We start from the raw sequence: 17,275 nt of genomic DNA on the forward strand, positions 1-17,275 counted from the left end.
CCGGGGCAGCGTCGAGGCTTATCGTGACATCGCCGGTCGGTATCTACGCAGAGCGACCGAACTGCGCTTCGAAGGTCATATCGCGATGGCCTGGAAACTGGACTGACCCTGCCTACCAACCAGTAGGTTGACCTAGTAAACCTTGTTCGTTTACGTTCGGGGGTGGACCCCGCGTGGGTGAATCATCGAACTTCGAAGGAGAAGTGTCATGGCTGAAGCCGTCATCGTCGAGGCAGTACGATCGCCCGTCGGCAAGCGTAACGGCGGACTGTCGGGTGTTCACCCGGCCGAACTGTCCGCGCAGGTGCTCAACGGCCTGGTCGAGCGGGCCGGCGTCGATCCGGCGCTCGTCGACGACGTCATCTGGGGCTGCGTCATGCAGGCCGGCGAGCAGGCGCTCGACATCGGCCGCACGGCGCTGCTGACCGCCGGATGGCCGGAGACCGTGCCCGGCGTCACCGTCGACCGCCAGTGCGGTTCGAGCCAGCAGTCGGTGCACTTCGCCGCCGCCGGCGTGGTGGCCGGCCACTACGACGTCGTCGTCGCCGGCGGTGTCGAGTCCATGTCGCGCACCCCGATGGGCGCCTCGCTGGCCAGCGGCGGCAACCCGTATTCGGCGGGATTCAAGAACCGCTACAGGCAGACGCCGAACCAGGGCATCGGTGCCGAGATGATCGCCGAGCAGTGGGGCTTCAGCCGCGCCGATCTCGACCAGTTCTCGCTCGACTCGCACGAAAAGGCTGCTGCTGCACAGGATGCGGGTGCGTTCGACGACCAGATTGTGGGCATCAAAGACGACCAGGGTAATACCGTCCTCAAGGACGAGGGCATCCGCCGCGGCACGACCTTGGAGAAGATGGGCCAGCTCAAGCCTGCCTTCCGGGAGGACGGTGTGATCCACGCCGGCAACTCGTCGCAGATCTCCGACGGCTCGGCGGCGCTGCTGTTCATGTCGGAGGAGAAAGCAAAAGAACTGGGCCTCAAACCGCTCGCCCGCGTGCACACCGCGGTGCTCGCCGGCGCCGATCCGGTGATCATGCTGACGGCCCCGATCCCGGCGACCCAGAAGGCGCTCAAGCGCTCCGGTCTGTCCGTTGACGATATCGGCGCGTTCGAGGTCAACGAGGCGTTCGCCCCGGTGCCGATGGCGTGGCTGAAGGACATCGGCGCCGACGACAAGAAGCTCAACCCGAACGGCGGTGCGATCGCGCTGGGCCACCCGCTCGGCGGTTCGGGTGCGCGCATCATGACCACGCTGCTCTACCACATGCGCGACAACGGAATTAAGTACGGCCTGCAGACGATGTGCGAGGGCGGCGGCCAGGCCAACGCCACCATCCTCGAGCTGTTGTGACCGCAGACGTCCAAGCCCCCGCCGCTCTTACTGAGCGGCAGGGGAACGTCATGGTGATCACGATCAACCGGCCTGAGGCGCGCAACGCCGTCAATAGCGCGGTCAGCACCGCGGTCGGCGACGCCCTGCACGAGGCGCAGAACGATCCCGAGGTCCGTGCGGTCGTCATCACCGGCTCGGGTGAATCCTTCTGCGCCGGTGCAGATCTCAAGGCGATCTCGCGGCGGGAGAGCTTGTTCCATCGGGAGCATGCCGAGTGGGGCTTCGCGGGCTACGTGCAGCACTACATCGACAAGCCGACCATCGCCGCGGTCAACGGCACCGCGCTGGGCGGCGGCACCGAGCTTGCGCTCGCCAGCGACCTCGTCGTCGCCGAGGAGCGCGCGAAATTCGGCCTGCCAGAAGTCAAGCGGGGGCTCATCGCCGCAGCGGGCGGGGTGTTCCGCATCGTCGACCATCTGCCCCGCAAGGTCGCGATGGAACTGTTGTTCACCGGTGAGCCGATGTCGTCGGCCGACGCTCTGAAATGGGGCTTGGTCAACCAGGTCGTCCCAGACGGCACCGCGGTCGATGCGGCGCTCGCACTCGCCGAGCGGATCACATGCAATGCGCCGCTGGCCGTGTGGGCGAGCAAGCGGGTCGCGATGGGTGTCGACGACGGCGTCATCACCGGCGACGAGGACGGTTGGGCACGGACCATGCGCGAGATCGGTACGGTGATCCGTTCCGAGGACGCCAAGGAAGGACCGCTGGCATTCGCCGAGAAGCGCCAGCCTGTTTGGAAGGCCAAGTAGCAGTGAAGAGAACGATCTACGACGCCGAACACGAGGCGTTCCGCGACACCGTCCGCGAATACATCGAGCGCGAACTCGTCCCCAACCAGGAGAAGTGGGAGACCGAGCGCATCGTCGACCGGTCGGCCTACACCGCGGCGGGCAAGTACGGCTTGATCGGATTCAACATGCCCGAGGAGTACGGCGGCGGCGGCTCCGATGACTTCCGGTTCAACGCGATCATCGACGAGGAGATGGCGCGATCGGGTGCGCACGGCCCGGCGCTGAGCCTGCACAACGACGTCGTCGGCCCGTACTTCAAGGACCTGACCAACGACGAGCAGAAAAAGCGGTGGCTTCCCGGCATCGCCAGCGGCGAGACCATCATCGCGGTGGCGATGACCGAGCCCGGCGCGGGCAGCGACCTCGCCGGTATCCGGACGTCCGCGGTGCGCGACGGCGACGACTGGATCGTCAACGGCTCCAAGACGTTCATCTCGTCGGGCATCAATTGCGACCTCGTCGTGGTGGTGGCCCGCACCGACCCGGAGGCCGGTCACAAGGGTTTCACGCTGCTGGTCGTCGAGCGCGACATGGAAGGCTTCTCCCGCGGCCGCAAGCTCGACAAGATGGGGCTGCACTCGCAGGACACCTCCGAGCTGCATTTCGAGAACGTACGCGTGCCCAACGCCAACGTGCTCGGCAAGGAGGGTCGCGGCTTCTACCACCTGATGACCAACCTGCCCTCGGAGCGGTTGTCGATCGCGATCTCGGCCATCGCCGGCGCCCGGGCGGTCTTCGACGAGACGCTGCAATACGCCAAGGACCGCAAGGCATTCGGGCAGCCGATCGGCAGCTTCCAGCACAACCGCTTCCTGCTCGCCGAGATGGAGACCGAGCTGGAGGTCACCGAGAACTACATCGACCGCTGCCTGCGGGCGGTCGTCGACGATGAGCTGACCGCGGTCGAGGCGGCCAAGGCCAAGTGGTGGGCCACCGAGGTCGCCAAGAAGGTCGTCGACCAGTGCGTGCAATTGCACGGCGGGTACGGCTACATGCTGGAGTACCGCGTGGCCCGCGCCTACGTCGACGGACGCATCCAGACGATCTTCGGTGGGACCACCGAGATCATGAAGGAGATCATCGGCCGCGACTTAGGCGTCTAGCCGGCTCGGCCGGCGTGGCGTCTAGCTCCTCGAGGCCGACGTTTCGGCGGATTCCAGTCGCACTTTTCCGCCAAAACGTCGGTTTGGGCGAACGGATCAGGCCGGCGTCGGCTCCGTCGTCGTCGCGGCGGTTGTCGTCGTGGTCGTCTCGGGCGTCGTTTCGGTCGTCGACGTGCCCGACGGCGTCACCGCGCTCGGCGGGCTGGCCGGGTCGAGCACCGCGTCGATCAAGTAGATCCGGGCGTTGGCAGCCTGGATACCACCGCAGACGACCTTGGCGGTGTCGTTGACTTCGATGTCGGAGTTCTCACCGGTCACCTTGATCTCCGCGCCCTGCTGGGTGGGCCGCTGCCCCTTGAGGTCCTTGGGGCCGAGGGTGCCGAGGAACACGTGGTAGTAGTCGAAGTCCGTCAGCGCCGCCGGATTGGCCTTCAGCGCGTCCAATTGAGTCGGCGGCAGCGCGGCGAACGCCTCGTTGGTCGGGGCGAACACCACGTACGGGCCGTTCTCCAGGACCGGCACCACGTTGACCACGGGGTTGAACCCACCCGAGATCGCGGAGTAGAAGGTGCTTGCGTCCGGAATGGCCTGCAGCGCCTGGCCGACGGGCAGGTTGTTCAGTGACTTCCAGTTGGGCACGGCTTCCTTGAACGCGTCGCAGCCTGATCCCTCGGGATTCGGGATCTCGACCTCCGCGGTCGAGGTCGGCTCGGCCGGCTGTGCAGGCACGGCCGGATCGGCGTATGCGGTGACGGCCAGCGGCACCGAAAAAGCGATGGCGGCGATCCCGGCGGTGGCACCCAGGGCTTTGCTGGTGCGAGTCTTCACTTACGGCTCCTCAGCTAGACAGGTCGCCTGGCATGTTAAAGGCAGTGCTACGCCAGCGCCAAAGTCGTCACCTCGTGAAACGGTCTCTGCAGGGCTCTGACCTGCGCATTGCGAATCTGCCCACATGATGCCGCAGAACGGCGAATAGGCGGTGCTTACGATGACGCGCATGCCTGAGCCGCTCATCGTTCCGATACGGGGTCGCGCCCCGGCCCTGCACGCCGAAGCCTGGGCGGCCCCCAACGCGAGCCTGATCGGCCAAGTGACGCTCGCCGCCCGGGCCAGCGTCTGGTATGGCGCGACGCTGCGGGCCGAGGCCGAACCCATCGAGATCGGTTTCGGCACCAACATCCAGGATGGCGTGACCATCCACGTGGATCCGGAGTTTCCGGTCAGCATCGGCGCGGAGGTCAGCGTCGGGCACAACGCCGTTCTGCACGGCTGCACGGTCGAGGACGGGGCGCTCATCGGCATGGGTGCGGTCATCCTCAACGGCGCGACGATAGGTGAGGGCTCGCTGATCGCCGCGGGTGCGGTGGTGCCGCAGGGCTTCGTCGTGCCGCCGCGGACATTGCTCGCCGGGGTGCCGGGTAAGGTGCGCCGCGACCTCAGCGACGCCGAGGTCAACCACAGTCGATACAACGCACACGTGTACCAGCACCTCATCGATCTGCACCGCGGCGCGACCACGTAGATTCTTCCGGGTCCGATCCGGGTACAGCCCCTACCGTGAAACGTGCTCGCACTCTGGTGACCGGCGCGACCGGTTACGTCGGCTCTCGGCTCATCACCGCCCTGCTCGCAGAGGGCAACGACGTTGTCGCCACCAGCCGAAACCCCGACCAACTGGGCGATTTCGGTTGGCAGGATCGCGTCACCGCGGTCGCGTTGGACGCCCACGACGAGGCCTCGGTGCGGTCGGCGTTTGCCGACACCGGTCCGATCGACGTCGTGTATTACCTGGTGCACGCCATCGGGCAACCGGATTTCCGGGAAGCGGACAACCGGGCGGCGGCCAACGTGGCGAGGGCCGCCAAGGACGCCGGTGTGCGACGGATCGTGTATCTGGGCGGGTTCGTGCCCGACGGCGACGACCTGTCCGAGCACCTGGCCAGCCGCGCCGAAGTCGCCGACGCTTTGCATGTCGACGGTGGCGCAGACGTGGTGTGGTTGGGCGCGGCCATCATCATCGGAGCCGGGTCCACGTCGTTCGAGATGCTGCGTTACGTGGGTGACCGGTTCGTGGTCATCCCGATGCCGTCGTGGTCGGCGAACCCGATCGACCCGATCTCGATCTGCGATGTGCTGCACTACCTTGTCGCCGCCGCGGACAGCGAACGCGTGCCCGCGGGCGCATACGACATCACCGGCCCGGAGACCACGTCGTACGGCGACCTGCTCCGGACCTATGCGCGGATCGCAGGAAAGTGGCGTGCCGAACTGCCGGTCAACGGCATCGACACCGGCCTGGTGTCGTGGATGACTTCGGCGGTGCTTCCGGTGCCCGCCGGGCTGGCGGCAGATCTGGTGCGGTCGCTGGACCACCCGATGATGGCGTCCGACGTCCGATTGCGGGAATTCGTGCCGGATCCGCCCGGCGGGCTGATCGGCGTCGAGGAGGCGATCACGCGAGCGCTGGCGAGTCGACGGCGCAGACCCGTCGACGACCTCACCGACGCGCACCACCTCGCCGACACCGACCCCGAGTGGGCCGGCGGGGACACGTTGCGCCTGCAGCAGGTCGCCGGTGCGGTCACGCCGGGAATCGTCCGCCCCGCCCTCGGCCTCATCGGCGGGGTGCCCGGCCCGGTCGCCGGGGTCGTGCGCACCGGATTGGACACCCTGCTCAACCTGGTACCGAAGGCGAGTCCGGCATGACGGAATCCACGCAGGCGCTCCGGGGTTGGCTCGCCGAAGCCGGGGAGATCCTCGGGGCGTGTCCGGTACCGCATAACGAGCCGCCGAGTGTGATACGGCGTCGGCGCATCGTCGTCGCCGTGGTGCTCGTCATCGGCGCTGCGCTGCTTGGGTATTCGCTGACCAGGACGCCGGGCGACTCGTCGTTCTATTGGCTGACGCTGGCACTTGCCGGGGTGTGGGCGCTGGGCGCGTTCGCATCGGGTCCCCTGCACCTGGGCTGCATCCGATTCCGCGGCCGCAACCAGCGGCCCGTGATCACCGGCACCGTAGTGGGTTTGACGCTGGGCGCGGTATTCGTCGTCGGTGGCCTGATCGCGCGAGAGATCCCCGGTGTGCGCGAATACATCACGCGCGTACTGGAATACGCCGACTACGGTCCGCTGGCGCTGGTGGTGTTCATCACCGTGATCAATGGTCTGGCCGAGGAGATGTTCTTCCGCGGAGCCCTCTACACCGCCTTGGGCGCAGCGAGACCGATACTGATTTCGACGACCTTCTACGTCATCGCGACGGCGGCCACCACAGGCAACCCGATGCTCGGCTTCGCGGCGATAATCCTGGGCACGATCTGCGCATTCGAACGCCGGGTGACCGGCGGCATCCTGGCACCGATGCTGACCCACTTTTTCTGGGGTCTGATCATGGTGCTCGCCCTGCCGTCGATCTTCGGCGTATAGCTCACCACAGCGGGTGGGCCACCTCGTCACGGCGCATCCCGGCGGCCGACACCGCAACCGCCGCCAATAGCGCCGGGAGGACGCCCGCGACAAGGAAGATCGTCTGCACCGAAACGACTTTCGACAGCGGACCGACGATGGCGAACGACACCGGCAGGAACGCCAACGAGACGAAGAAGTCCAGGCTCGACACGCGGCCCAGCATCGCCGTCGGCACCCGACGCTGCAACAGCGTGCCCCAGATGACCATGCCTGCGCCGTCTGTGAACCCGACGACGAACGTCGCGACGGCCATCACGGCGAACGATGTGGTGAAGCCGAACACGATCAGCGGGATGGCGCCGAGGCTCCACATCGCCATCATCACCGACAGGTAGCGGCGCGGCATCAGGCGCGACGACACCGTCAGCGCCCCGAGTGCGCTGCCCACCCCGAAGAACGCCAGGATGAACCCGTACATCCGGGCTCCGTCGGCGAATCGGTCCTTGGCGATGAACGGTAGCAACACCTCGATCGGTCCGAGCACCACCAGGACGAAGATGCTCGCGAACAGCACCGTCCACAACAGCCATGGCGTTGCGAGCATGAACATGAAGCCATCGCGAAGATCGCGTAGGGCATGTGAACGTACCTGCGCTGCATGCGGTTTCAGTGGCCCTCTGGTAGCGACGAGCAATGCCAGGCCGATGGCGAACAACGCGGCCACCGCCACTGCGCCGAGCGCCGGGAACGTCGCGCCGACGACCACGCCCGCGACGGCCGGACCGACCGCGCGCTGAAACACCGGACGCACCACGCCCTCGACGCCGTTGGCCGCGAGCAACTGCTCCGGCGGCAGGATCCGCGGCAGGATCGCGCTGTAGGCAGGGAAGAAGAATGCCGCCGCGGCCCCCACGGCTGCCGCGCCCACCGCCAGGTGCCAAATCTGCAGAGCGCCAAGCAGTCCCAGCACAGCGATCGTCGTCGAGGCGAGCACGTTGACCATCTCGACCGCGATGATGATCGAGCGTTGGCGGAACCGGTCGGCGGCGATCCCGCCGACCAGAACGAACGTGACAAGGGCGGCGCCGAAGCACGTCGTCACGATCGACAGCGACACGGGATCGTTGTCGATTGCGATGACCTGCATCGCCAATACCACAGCGAACATGCCGTCGGCGAAGATCGACAGCGTGACCGCCGTGATCAGCAGCCGGTACTCGCGGAACTGGAAGGGTGCGAGCACGCGCCACCGGGCCGGTCGTTGGGTCTCGAACTGCGTACTCACTCAAAGATGGTCGCCGACGCGCGGGCGGCGAGTCCACCGATTTTCCTGCGCGAGTGACCGGGTTTGTACGCGCATCCGCGGCGTGCCGCGGTGCAAACACGGTCGCTCGCGCAGAAGGAGAAGGTCAGAAGTCGGAGAAGTCGGCCTGGCGGCGCTGCTGGAACGCCTTGGTGCCTTCGCGGAAGTCGTACGAGTTCAACAGCGCCAACTGGCCCTGCTTCTCGCGCTCGAGTGCGCCTTCGAACTCGGTGAGGGTGGCGGCGTTGATCGCGTGCTTCGTCTTCCGCAGGGCCACTGCGGGACCCGACACCAGCGTGGCGATCACCTTGTCCACCTCGGCGTCGAACTCGTCGGCGGGATACACCGCGGTCACCAGGCCCCAGTCGTAGGCCTGATCGGCCGGGATGCGTTCAGCCAGCAGCGCCATCCGGGTGGCGCGGATGCGTCCGATCGCCGCGGCCACCAACGCTGACGCGCCGCCGTCGGGCATGAGGCCGATCTTGGTGAACGCGAGCATGAAAAACGAGCTGTCCGAGGCCAATACGATGTCGGAAGCCAACGCCAGCGACACCCCGACCCCCGCCGTCGGGCCCTGCACCACGGCCACCACCGGTTGCGGCAGGGCCACGATGGACCGGACGGCGCGATTGGCGGCGTCCAGCACGTCGGCCGGTGTCCCGTTGACGCCCGGGTTGGCGTGGTCCTCTTCGCTGATGCCCGCCCCTGAGCAGAATCCGCGACCGGCCCCGCCCAGCCGCACCACCCGGACCCGTGGATCGGAGGCCGCCGCATCGAGCGCGTCGGCGATGCCGGCGAGCATCGGCTGGGTCAGCGAGTTGAGGCTGTCCGGTCGGTTCAAAGTCACCGACAGCACTCCATCGGCCAGTTCGACCCATAGCGCGTCGATACCGGTGTAGGTCGGGGCGTTCGCGTCCAGCGATGTCATGACCTGCACCCTAGGTCTGAACGACTTGGTTATACAAGTAAGCTATGTCGGCGATCCGGGAGCGTTAGTCCAACGAAGGGCGGTAAGCATGGCGGGACCTCTGCACGGGCTGCGGGTGATCGAGCTCGCGAGCATCGGACCGGGCCCGCATGCCGCGATGATTCTCGGCGATCTCGGCGCGGATGTTGTGCGCATCGAGCGGCCGGGCAAGCTCGGCGGCGTCCCCACCAGCAAGCGCGAGGCCGCATTGCGCAACCGGCGGTCCGTCGCGGCCGACCTGAAGAGCGACGAGGGTCGCGAACTGGTGCTGCGGCTCGTCGCGAAGGCCGACGTGCTGATCGAGGGGTTGCGCCCCGGAGTGACCGAGCGGCTCGGCCTCGGCCCGGAGGACTGCACGAAGGTCAACGAGCGGCTGGTTTACGGCCGCATGACCGGGTGGGGCCAGACCGGACCCCGCCGCCTGCAGGCCGGCCACGACATCAACTACATCTCGCTCAACGGCGTGCTGCATTCGATCGGCCGCGCGGGGGAGCGGCCCGTTCCACCGCTGAACCTGACCGGTGACTTCGGCGGCGGCTCGATGTTCCTGCTCGTCGGCATCCTGTCCGCGCTATGGGAACGCCAGACATCAGGCAAGGGCCAGGTGGTCGACGCCGCGATGATCGACGGCTCCAGCGTGCTGGCGCAGATGATCTGGGGCTTCCTGCAGGACGGGCTGTGGGTGGACCAGCGCGGGGTCAACATCCTCGACGGTGGCGCACCGTACTACGACACCTACACCTGCGCCGACGGCCGCTACATCGCCGTGGGCTGCATCGAGCCGCAGTTCTACGCCGAGTTCCTCAAGGGTCTCGGTATCGAAGGTGAAGACCTGCCGGACCAGAACGACATGGGCCGCTGGCCCGAACTGCGCGACCGGTTCACTGGGGTCATCGCTTCCAAGGACCGGGACCACTGGGCGAAGGTCTTCGCGGGCAGCGACGCCTGCGTGACGCCGGTGCTGTCGTTCTCCGAGGTGGAGTCCGAGCCGCACGTCACCGAACGCAACACCTTCTATCGCGACGGTGACCATCTGCAGCCGATGCCCGCACCGCGGTTCTCGCGCAGCGCGCCGGACGCACCCACTCCACCCGGGCCGGCCGGAGCCGACACCGAAGCCGTCTTACGGGGCTGGACGTAACAGGAGAGGAACTCAATAAGTGGAGATCAAGGACGCCGTAGCCGTCGTCACCGGTGGTGCATCGGGCCTCGGCCTGGCCACCACCAAGCGCCTGCTCGACAAGGGCGCGTCGGTCGTCGTCATCGACCTCAAGGGCGAAGACGCGGTCAAAGAACTCGGCGAGCGGGCCCAGTTCGTCGAGACCAACGTGACCGACCCCGACGCGGTCAGCGCGGCCCTCGACGCGGCCGAGAAAATGGGCCCGCTGCGCATCAACGTCAACTGCGCGGGCATCGGCAACGCGGTCAAGACACTGAGCAAGGACGGCCCGTTCCCGCTCGACGGGTTCCGCAAGGTCGTCGAGGTCAATTTGATCGGCACCTTCAACGTGCTGCGCCTGAGCGCCGAGCGGATCGCCAAGACAGAACCCATCGACGGCGAGCGCGGCGTGATCATCAACACCGCCTCGGTCGCGGCGTTCGAGGGTCAGATCGGTCAGGCCGCCTACTCGGCGTCCAAGGGCGGCGTGGTCGGGATGACGCTGCCGATCGCCCGCGACCTGTCGCGTGAGTTCATCCGCGTCGTCACCATCGCGCCGGGACTGTTCAAGACCCCGCTGCTGGGGTCGCTGCCCGAGGAGGCGCAGGCGTCGCTGGGCAAGCAGGTGCCGCATCCGGCCCGCCTCGGTGATCCCGACGAGTACGGCGCGCTGGCCGTGCACATCGTGGAGAACCCGATGCTCAACGGTGAGGTGATCCGCCTCGACGGCGCGATCCGGATGGCGCCCCGATGAGCGCTTGCGCGAAGAGAATTGAGCACAGATGACGATTACGACGAAGTTCACCGAGACGTTCGGTATCGAGCACCCCATCGTGCAGGGTGGGATGCAATGGGTTGGCCGCGCGGAACTCGTTGCCGCGGTGGCGAACTCGGGTGCGCTGGGGTTCATCACCGCGCTCACCCAGCCGACGCCCGCCGACCTGGCCCGCGAGATCGCCAAGTGTCGTGAGCTGACCGACAAGCCGTTCGGGGTCAACCTGACGATCCTGCCGACGATCAACCCGCCGCCCTATGACGAGTACCGCCAGGTGATCGTCGACGCCGGCATCAAGATCGTCGAGACCGCGGGCTCCAACCCGGCGCCGCACTTGCCGATGTTCCACGAGAACGGGATCAAGGTGCTGCACAAGTGCACCTCGGTGCGGCATGCGGTCAAGGCGCAGAGCCTCGGCGTCGACGGCATCAGCATCGACGGCTTCGAGTGCGCGGGCCATCCCGGCGAGGACGACATCCCCGGTCTGGTGCTGATCCCCGCCGCGGCGACCAAGATCGACATCCCGATGATCGCCTCCGGCGGCTTCGCCGACGGCCGTGGTCTGGTGGCCGCGCTGGCGCTGGGGGCCGACGGCATCAACATGGGCTCGCGGTTCATGTGCACCGTCGAGTCGGCGATCCACCAGAACGTCAAGGAAGCGATCGTCGCGGGCACCGAACTCGACACCGAGCTGATCTTCCGGCCGCTGCGCAACACCGCCCGGGTGGCCAGCAACGCCGTCTCGCGTGAGGTTGTGGAGATCCTCGACCGGGGCGGTCAATTCGAGGACGTCAAGGACCTGGTCGCCGGCTCACGCGGGGTGAAGGTCTACGAGGTCGGCGACCTCGACGCCGGCATCTGGAGTGTGGGCACCGCGATGGGCCTGATCAACGACATCCCGACGTGCGGTGAACTGGTCGCACGGATCGTCGACGAAGCCGTGGAAATCATCAGCGGCCGGCTCGGCGACATGATCGCGGACGAAGAAGAAGAGAACGTGGCTTAAGGACTTAGCGGGCGGACTCGACAAGAAAGCAACACGGAACCCGGCTCGGGCTGCGGCCGAACCGTCGGAGCGAATGCGCGACCCCTCGGCGCGCGTTCGGTCAGACGGCGGTGCGCAGGGGGTGCTCGTCGTCGACCTGCTCCGAAGTGTCGCCTTCTACCAGGACGTCGCCGTGGTAGAGCGCATCGAAGTCGACCTTGATGACATCGGCACTGGTGTCGTCGATCCACATGTACTCGACAGTAGGGTTCAGCTCTAAGGAATCATTGAGTCACGATTCGGAATATCGTGGCAATATTACCGCCGGGTAGGGTCCCGGAATACCCGTCGGTAGCGATTTGCTGGGCGGCTAACTCGGCGCGGTGAAGTGGATCGGGTCCGTCCCGAGCAGCGCCACCCAGGTCAGGATCGCGGCGGCGAATGCCGCGACGAGCAGGCCGACGGCGATGCGCGTCCGCCAGACCGTTCGGCCCAGCACCTTCGCGTCGAGCGAGTAAGCGCCGGCGCCGGTGAACAACAGCGCGGTGGCTCCGATGCCGATCAGGAACGGCGCATTGAACGGCTCGGACCAGAACGCCGAGGCCGACACGTTGACCGCCCAGGCATCGACCATCGCCGCGATCACCGCGAAAGACGCGAACGGCGTCAGCGCGCCGAAGATCAAGCCGAGACCGCCGAGCGTCTCGGCCGAGGTCACCATGGCCGCGGCCAGGCCGGGCAGGCGCCACCCCGCGGACTCCATGAAGCCGACCGCGGTGCCGAAGTCGAGGGCTTTGATCAGGCCGGCCTGCAGTATCGCGGCGCCGACTCCGATCCGCAGGATGAGGAGTGCATTGACGCCACTGACTTACCGTTGTTAAGTTAGCGGCGTTAGTCCAACGGGGACCGAGAGGGTGCGGCGTGCTGCAACGAATCGCAAATCTGGCTATCGCAGCGCCTCGGCGCATCATCGCGATCGCGGTCCTGGTGATGGTGGCGTGCGGAATCTTCGGGATTCCCGTCGCCAAGCACTTGTCCGCCGGCGGCTTTCAGGACCCGACGTCGGAGTCGGCGAAGGCCACCGAGCTATTGGTGGACAGGTTCGGCCAGGGGGATATGGAGTTCATCGTCAGTGTGCGCTCCGACGACGGTGCGCGGAGCGCGAAGGCCCGTGCCGTCGGGGAGGAGATCGCGGCCGAACTGCGGACCGCTCCGTTCGTCGTCGGAGTCAGTTCGTTGTGGACCGCGCCGCCGACGGCCGCTCCCGCGATGATCAGTGCGGATGGCAAGACGGGGTTGATCGTCGCCGGAATCACCGGCGGCGAGAGTGGCGCGCAAAAGCACGCGAAAGAACTCGCCGAGCGACTCGTGCACGACCGCGACGGCGTCGCCGTGCGCGCCGGCGGCGAGGCCATGATCTATGTGCAGATCAACGGGCAGAGCGAAAAAGACCTCCTGAGGATGGAAGCGATCGCGATCCCGTTGTGTTTCGTGGCACTGGTCTGGGTGTTCGGAGGACTGCTCGCCGCCGCGTTGCCGCTGGCCATCGGTGGCTTCGCAATCCTGGGTTCGATGGCGGTGCTGCGAGCGGTCACCTATGTCACCGACGTGTCGATCTTCGCGATGAACCTCTCCGTCGCAATGGGTTTGGCGCTCGCCATCGACTACACGCTGTTGATCATCAGCAGGTACCGCGACGAGGTCGCTGACGGGGTGGACCGAGAGAGCGCGCTGGTTCGTACCATGGTGACGGCAGGGCGCACGGTCTTGTTCTCGGCGATGACGGTCGCGCTGTCCATGGCCGCAATGGTGCTCTTCCCGATGTACTTCCTGAAGTCGTTCGCCTACGCGGGAATCGCGGTGGTGACATTCGCGGCGACCGCAGCGGTGTTGGTCGCGCCCGCGGCGATCGTGCTGCTCGGTGACCGGTTGGACTCACTCGACGTGCGACGGTTCTTCCGTCGGCTCTTGGGCAGGCCAGAGCCGGTGCGCAAGCCCGTCGAGCAGACGTTCTGGTACCGCTGCACGGAATATGTGATCCGACGGGCGGTTCCGATCGGGCTCGCGATCGTCGCGTTGCTGCTGGTGCTCGGTGCGCCGTTCCTCAGTGCTCGGTGGGGCTTCCCCGACGACCGGGTGCTGCCCGCGTCCGCGTCGTCACGACAGGTCGGTGACGACCTGCGCAACAACTTCGCCGTCGACTCCGCGCGTAATGTCACGGTCGTCATACCCGACACCCACGGGACCACGCCCGCGGTTCTGGACCGCTACGCCGCGAACCTGTCGCGGGTTGCCGACGTGTCATCGGTGTCCGCCCCCGGCGGGACGTTCGTCGACGGCAGACCGGTCGGCCCGCCGTCGACCGCGACCGGCGTCAAGGACGGCAGCGCGTTTCTCACGATCGCCAGCGACGCGCCGCTGTTCAGCGAAGCCTCCGAGGCGCAACTCGACCGGTTACACGCGGTGAGCACTCCCGCCGACGTTCCCGTTCTGATCACCGGGGTCGCGCAGGTCAACCGGGACAGTGCCTCGGCGATCACCTCGCGGCTTCCGCTGGTGCTCGGGGTGATCGCCGTGATCACCTTCGTGCTGCTGTTCCTGCTCACCGGAAGCGTGGTGCTGCCACTGAAGGCGTTGGTGCTCAACGTCTTATCGCTGACGGCGGCGTTCGGGGCACTGGTGTGGATCTTCCAGGAGGGCCACCTCGGCGCACTGGGCACCACACCGACCGGGACGTTGGTGGCGAACATGCCGGTGTTGTTGTTCTGCATCGCGTTCGGGTTGTCGATGGACTACGAGGTCTTCCTGGTGTCGCGGATCCGCGAGTTCTGGCTGCAGTCAGGAAACGGCGGGGAGGCATCTGCTCGCGTACGCAATGACGAGAGCGTGGCGCTCGGCCTGGCCAAGACGGGCCGCGTCGTCACGGCTGCGGCGCTGCTCATGTCGATCTCGTTCGCGGCGCTGATCGCCGCCGAGGTGGCGTTCATGCGCATGTTCGGCGTCGGGTTGACCCTCGCGGTGCTCGTCGATGCCACACTGGTGCGCATGGCGTTGGTGCCCGCGTTCATGCATCTGCTCGGCCGCTGGAACTGGTGGGCGCCAAAGCCGTTGGTCAAACTGCACGCACGAATCGGCTTCAGCGAGTCCGGCGAATCCTCACGGGCAGCCGGAGAAAGATCGACCGAGCCCGCGGGGACCCGATGAAACGACGACGTGCGCCGCGGGGGTCCGGCGAACAGTTGCGCGAGGAGATTCTCGACGCGGCGACAGACTTGCTGCTTGAGACCGGCCATGTGAAGGAGGTGTCGATCCGGTCCGTGGCACAGCGCGTCGGGGTCACGCCGCCGTCGATCTATCTGCACTTCGCCGACAAGGACGCCCTGCTCGACGCGGTGTGCGCACGGTACTTCGAGAAACTCGACGAGGAGATGCAAAGTGTGGCGGCGAGGCAGCCGTCGACCATCGAGGTCCTGCGAGCCCAGGGTCTGGAGTACGTCCGGTTCGCGATGAAAACTCCTGAGCTGTACCGCGTTGCCACGATGGGGGAGAGTCGCCCGGGCAGCGACATGGATATGGCGTTGAACAGCTCGGCGTTCGTGCACCTGCGCGCCACGGTCGAGAAGCTGATGGCGGAGGGCATCTATCCGCCGGGCGACTCGACGGCGACAGCGCTAGAGTTGATGACCGTCGCGCACGGGGTGGCCGCCATGCTGATCTCCAAGCCGTATCTGCCGTGGGGCGATATGGAAGACTTCGCCGACCGCGTACTGACCGCGGTGTGTCTCGGGCACATCACGAAGGGTGCGGTCGACCCGGACGCGCCGCCGCCGGAAACCGTCGCTCAATTGAAGGGACTACTCAATGTCGAACACGGTCGATAACCCGTTTTTCGCGAGGCTGTGGACGGTGATGTCCACGCACGAGACCGATGCCATCCGGCGCCTGCGAAGGGAGAACCTCGCAGGCCTGTCCGGCCGGATACTGGAGGTCGGTGCGGGCACCGGGACGAATTTCGAGTTTTATCCCGACACGGTGACCGAGGTGGTGGCCGTCGAACCGGAGCGCCTCCTCGCCGGACACGCCCAGCGGGCCGCGGCGGCCGCGCCTGTCCCGGTCACCGTGAGCACCGGCACGGTCGAGCAGTTCCTGGCGGCCGGTAATGAGCCGTTCGACGCCGTGGTCTGCTCACTGGTGCTGTGTTCGATCGAAAATCCAAATCTCGTTCTGCAACAGCTACATTCGTTGCTACGTCCGGGTGGTGAACTCCGCTACCTCGAGCACATCGCCAGCGCCGGCGGCCGGGCGCGCCTGCAGAAGATCGCCGATGCGACGGTGTGGCCGCGGCTGTTCGGAAACTGCCACACTCACCGCAACACCGAGGACAGCATCGTCGGCGCGGGTTTCGCGGTGTCCGGCGCTCGGCGGGAATGGACAATGCCGCGATGGCTGCCGCTGCCAGTCGCCGAATTCGCGATCGGACGTGCGGTCAAGCCCGTGTGATTTGTGCCGAAGGTGGCTACGATCGCCGACGACCAGGCACGCCGCTTCCCATCCCGAACGGAAGCTGGGGTTGGTTCGCGGGGGGTGCCACCGTTCCCGGCCTCGTCTTGATCGACACGCTGCCGTTGGTCTGGCAGATGGACTTGGTATCCGTAGTCTGGCAGGTCGGTCGCGCATCGGCGGTTGGAGCCGAAATACCGGTTATCACAACCAAACTCACCATCAGCAGTGCTGGGTTAATGCGACGCATTACTATGTCCTTCCCCTTGGGGGTACTACCGCGATAGCGAAATGGTCATGCGCCGCACGACCTGACATCCGGTCAGCCATCAGGGGCAGGCCGATATGACAACCGAAGCGGACGGATCCAGTGGCGTGTTGTGGGCCGCCGCCCGATTGAACGCGTCCGCACGCGCAGCCTCGACAGTCGCTCCGGCGCCGCCGGCCACTACATCGCTGATGTCATCAGCGACGGATACGATGCACAGATTATCGTTGGTGACCTCGTCGCTGGTGCACTCGACGCCACCGGCGCTCTGGCATTGCGCGACCACGGCGGCCGAGGCCTCCTCGTTGGTGTCGCCCGTCGCGGTGAAACCCACCAGGGCGCCATCGAACAGCCCGGTACCGACAGCCGCGGAGATGTCCTCGGGGTCCTCGACCACTCCACCCGGGCCGCCCGCCCAAGCGGTGCCAGCCGTGATTCCCGCGCCGATAAGGCCCGCAGCCGCGATCACCGAAACCAAACGGGTATTGACCATTGCGGTCCCTCTCGTCAACAAAGTTTAGAGGGAGGATATTACAGCGCGCTGATCTTGACACTTCGACAACGACGGATTTGATCTTCTCCGCCGGTTGGTCCCCGGGTGGGGCGATCCTGACGTTG

The 17,275-nt window shown here is 66.6% G+C and carries 18 protein-coding genes; 12 read left to right on the forward strand and 6 right to left on the reverse strand.

Going from position 1 to position 17,275, the window contains the following annotated elements; translation table 11 throughout:
- The first annotated feature begins 208 nt into the window (after window positions 1–208).
- Genes QGN32_RS17885 through QGN32_RS17895 form a run of 3 tightly spaced genes read left to right on the forward strand, consistent with a single transcriptional unit; the run spans window position 209 to window position 3,293 of the window.
- Window positions 209–1,354: a thiolase family protein gene (locus QGN32_RS17885; RefSeq protein WP_326545644.1), complete on the forward strand. Its 1,146-nt coding sequence runs from the start codon at window positions 209–211 to the stop codon at window positions 1,352–1,354.
- Entirely contained in the window at window positions 1,351–2,148 is a 798-nt protein-coding gene (locus tag QGN32_RS17890) for a crotonase/enoyl-CoA hydratase family protein (RefSeq protein ID WP_326545645.1), read from the forward strand. Before QGN32_RS17885 ends, QGN32_RS17890 begins: the two co-directional genes overlap by 4 nt.
- 2 nt (window positions 2,149–2,150) lie before the next feature.
- Window positions 2,151–3,293, forward strand: a complete 1,143-nt coding sequence (locus QGN32_RS17895; protein WP_326545646.1) for an acyl-CoA dehydrogenase family protein — start codon at window positions 2,151–2,153, stop codon at window positions 3,291–3,293.
- Between the two features lie 96 nt (window positions 3,294–3,389).
- Here QGN32_RS17895 and QGN32_RS17900 read toward each other — a convergent pair whose 3' ends face one another.
- Complete coding sequence (locus tag QGN32_RS17900; RefSeq protein WP_326545647.1) at window positions 3,390–4,121, reverse strand: fasciclin domain-containing protein; 732 nt, start codon at window positions 4,119–4,121, stop codon at window positions 3,390–3,392.
- 169 nt (window positions 4,122–4,290) lie between these two features.
- Here QGN32_RS17900 and QGN32_RS17905 point away from each other — a divergent pair, with 169 nt between their 5' ends.
- The 3 genes from QGN32_RS17905 to QGN32_RS17915 are packed head-to-tail and all read left to right on the forward strand — an operon-like array spanning window position 4,291 to window position 6,718.
- Window positions 4,291–4,815: a gamma carbonic anhydrase family protein gene (locus tag QGN32_RS17905; protein ID WP_326545648.1), complete on the forward strand. Its 525-nt coding sequence runs from the start codon at window positions 4,291–4,293 to the stop codon at window positions 4,813–4,815.
- Window positions 4,816–4,850: 35 nt separating this feature from the next.
- Window positions 4,851–5,999, forward strand: coding sequence for an NAD(P)H-binding protein (locus QGN32_RS17910; protein WP_326545649.1), 1,149 nt, complete (start codon window positions 4,851–4,853; stop codon window positions 5,997–5,999).
- The gene (locus tag QGN32_RS17915; protein WP_326545650.1) at window positions 5,996–6,718 is read left to right on the forward strand and encodes a CPBP family intramembrane glutamic endopeptidase; all 723 of its coding nucleotides are present in this window, start codon (window positions 5,996–5,998) and stop codon (window positions 6,716–6,718) included. The genes QGN32_RS17910 and QGN32_RS17915 overlap by 4 nt, the downstream gene beginning before the upstream one ends.
- Window position 6,719: 1 nt before the next feature.
- On the opposite strand, the gene tet(V) is transcribed toward QGN32_RS17915, so the two are convergent.
- Both tet(V) and QGN32_RS17925 read right to left on the reverse strand, forming a co-directional pair.
- Window positions 6,720–7,985, reverse strand: coding sequence for a tetracycline efflux MFS transporter Tet(V) (gene tet(V) / locus QGN32_RS17920; RefSeq protein WP_326545651.1), 1,266 nt, complete (start codon window positions 7,983–7,985; stop codon window positions 6,720–6,722).
- A gap of 124 nt (window positions 7,986–8,109) precedes the next feature.
- Window positions 8,110–8,931, reverse strand: coding sequence for an enoyl-CoA hydratase (locus QGN32_RS17925; RefSeq protein WP_326545652.1), 822 nt, complete (start codon window positions 8,929–8,931; stop codon window positions 8,110–8,112).
- An 88-nt stretch (window positions 8,932–9,019) separates the two neighbouring features.
- Here QGN32_RS17925 and QGN32_RS17930 point away from each other — a divergent pair, with 88 nt between their 5' ends.
- From QGN32_RS17930 to QGN32_RS17940, 3 genes are read left to right on the forward strand one after another with little or no spacing between them, the layout of a single operon-like run.
- Window positions 9,020–10,111 (forward strand): CaiB/BaiF CoA transferase family protein, encoded by a 1,092-nt coding sequence (locus QGN32_RS17930; RefSeq protein WP_326545653.1) that lies wholly within the window; start codon window positions 9,020–9,022, stop codon window positions 10,109–10,111.
- 19 nt (window positions 10,112–10,130) lie between these two features.
- Complete coding sequence (locus QGN32_RS17935; RefSeq protein WP_326545654.1) at window positions 10,131–10,883, forward strand: 3-hydroxyacyl-CoA dehydrogenase; 753 nt, start codon at window positions 10,131–10,133, stop codon at window positions 10,881–10,883.
- A gap of 28 nt (window positions 10,884–10,911) precedes the next feature.
- Window positions 10,912–11,910, forward strand: coding sequence for an NAD(P)H-dependent flavin oxidoreductase (locus tag QGN32_RS17940; protein ID WP_326545655.1), 999 nt, complete (start codon window positions 10,912–10,914; stop codon window positions 11,908–11,910).
- Window positions 11,911–12,010: 100 nt separating this feature from the next.
- Here QGN32_RS17940 and QGN32_RS17945 read toward each other — a convergent pair whose 3' ends face one another.
- Together QGN32_RS17945 and QGN32_RS17950 are read right to left on the reverse strand one after the other, a co-directional pair.
- Window positions 12,011–12,142, reverse strand: coding sequence for a hypothetical protein (locus tag QGN32_RS17945; protein WP_326545656.1), 132 nt, complete (start codon window positions 12,140–12,142; stop codon window positions 12,011–12,013).
- A gap of 117 nt (window positions 12,143–12,259) precedes the next feature.
- A complete protein-coding gene (locus tag QGN32_RS17950) occupies window positions 12,260–12,733 on the reverse strand; it encodes a DoxX family protein (protein WP_326549130.1) in 474 nt (157 codons plus the stop codon).
- 77 nt (window positions 12,734–12,810) lie between these two features.
- On the opposite strand from QGN32_RS17950, the gene QGN32_RS17955 reads away from it, so the two are divergent.
- The 3 genes from QGN32_RS17955 to QGN32_RS17965 are packed head-to-tail and all read left to right on the forward strand — an operon-like array spanning window position 12,811 to window position 16,389.
- Entirely contained in the window at window positions 12,811–15,093 is a 2,283-nt protein-coding gene (locus QGN32_RS17955; protein WP_326545657.1) for an MMPL family transporter, read from the forward strand.
- Window positions 15,090–15,770 carry a TetR/AcrR family transcriptional regulator gene (locus QGN32_RS17960; RefSeq protein WP_326545658.1) on the forward strand — a complete coding sequence of 227 codons (681 nt, stop codon included), beginning with the start codon at window positions 15,090–15,092 and terminating at the stop codon, window positions 15,768–15,770. Before QGN32_RS17955 ends, QGN32_RS17960 begins: the two co-directional genes overlap by 4 nt.
- A complete protein-coding gene (locus tag QGN32_RS17965) occupies window positions 15,751–16,389 on the forward strand; it encodes a class I SAM-dependent methyltransferase (RefSeq protein ID WP_326545659.1) in 639 nt (212 codons plus the stop codon). The genes QGN32_RS17960 and QGN32_RS17965 overlap by 20 nt, the downstream gene beginning before the upstream one ends.
- Before the next feature lie 329 nt (window positions 16,390–16,718).
- On the opposite strand, the gene QGN32_RS17970 is transcribed toward QGN32_RS17965, so the two are convergent.
- Window positions 16,719–17,150, reverse strand: coding sequence for a DUF4189 domain-containing protein (locus QGN32_RS17970; RefSeq protein ID WP_326545660.1), 432 nt, complete (start codon window positions 17,148–17,150; stop codon window positions 16,719–16,721).
- Between the last annotated feature and the right edge of the window lie 125 nt (window positions 17,151–17,275).

The sequence above is a fragment of the Mycolicibacterium sp. ND9-15 genome (genome assembly GCF_035918395.1).
Classification (GTDB): domain Bacteria; phylum Actinomycetota; class Actinomycetes; order Mycobacteriales; family Mycobacteriaceae; genus Mycobacterium.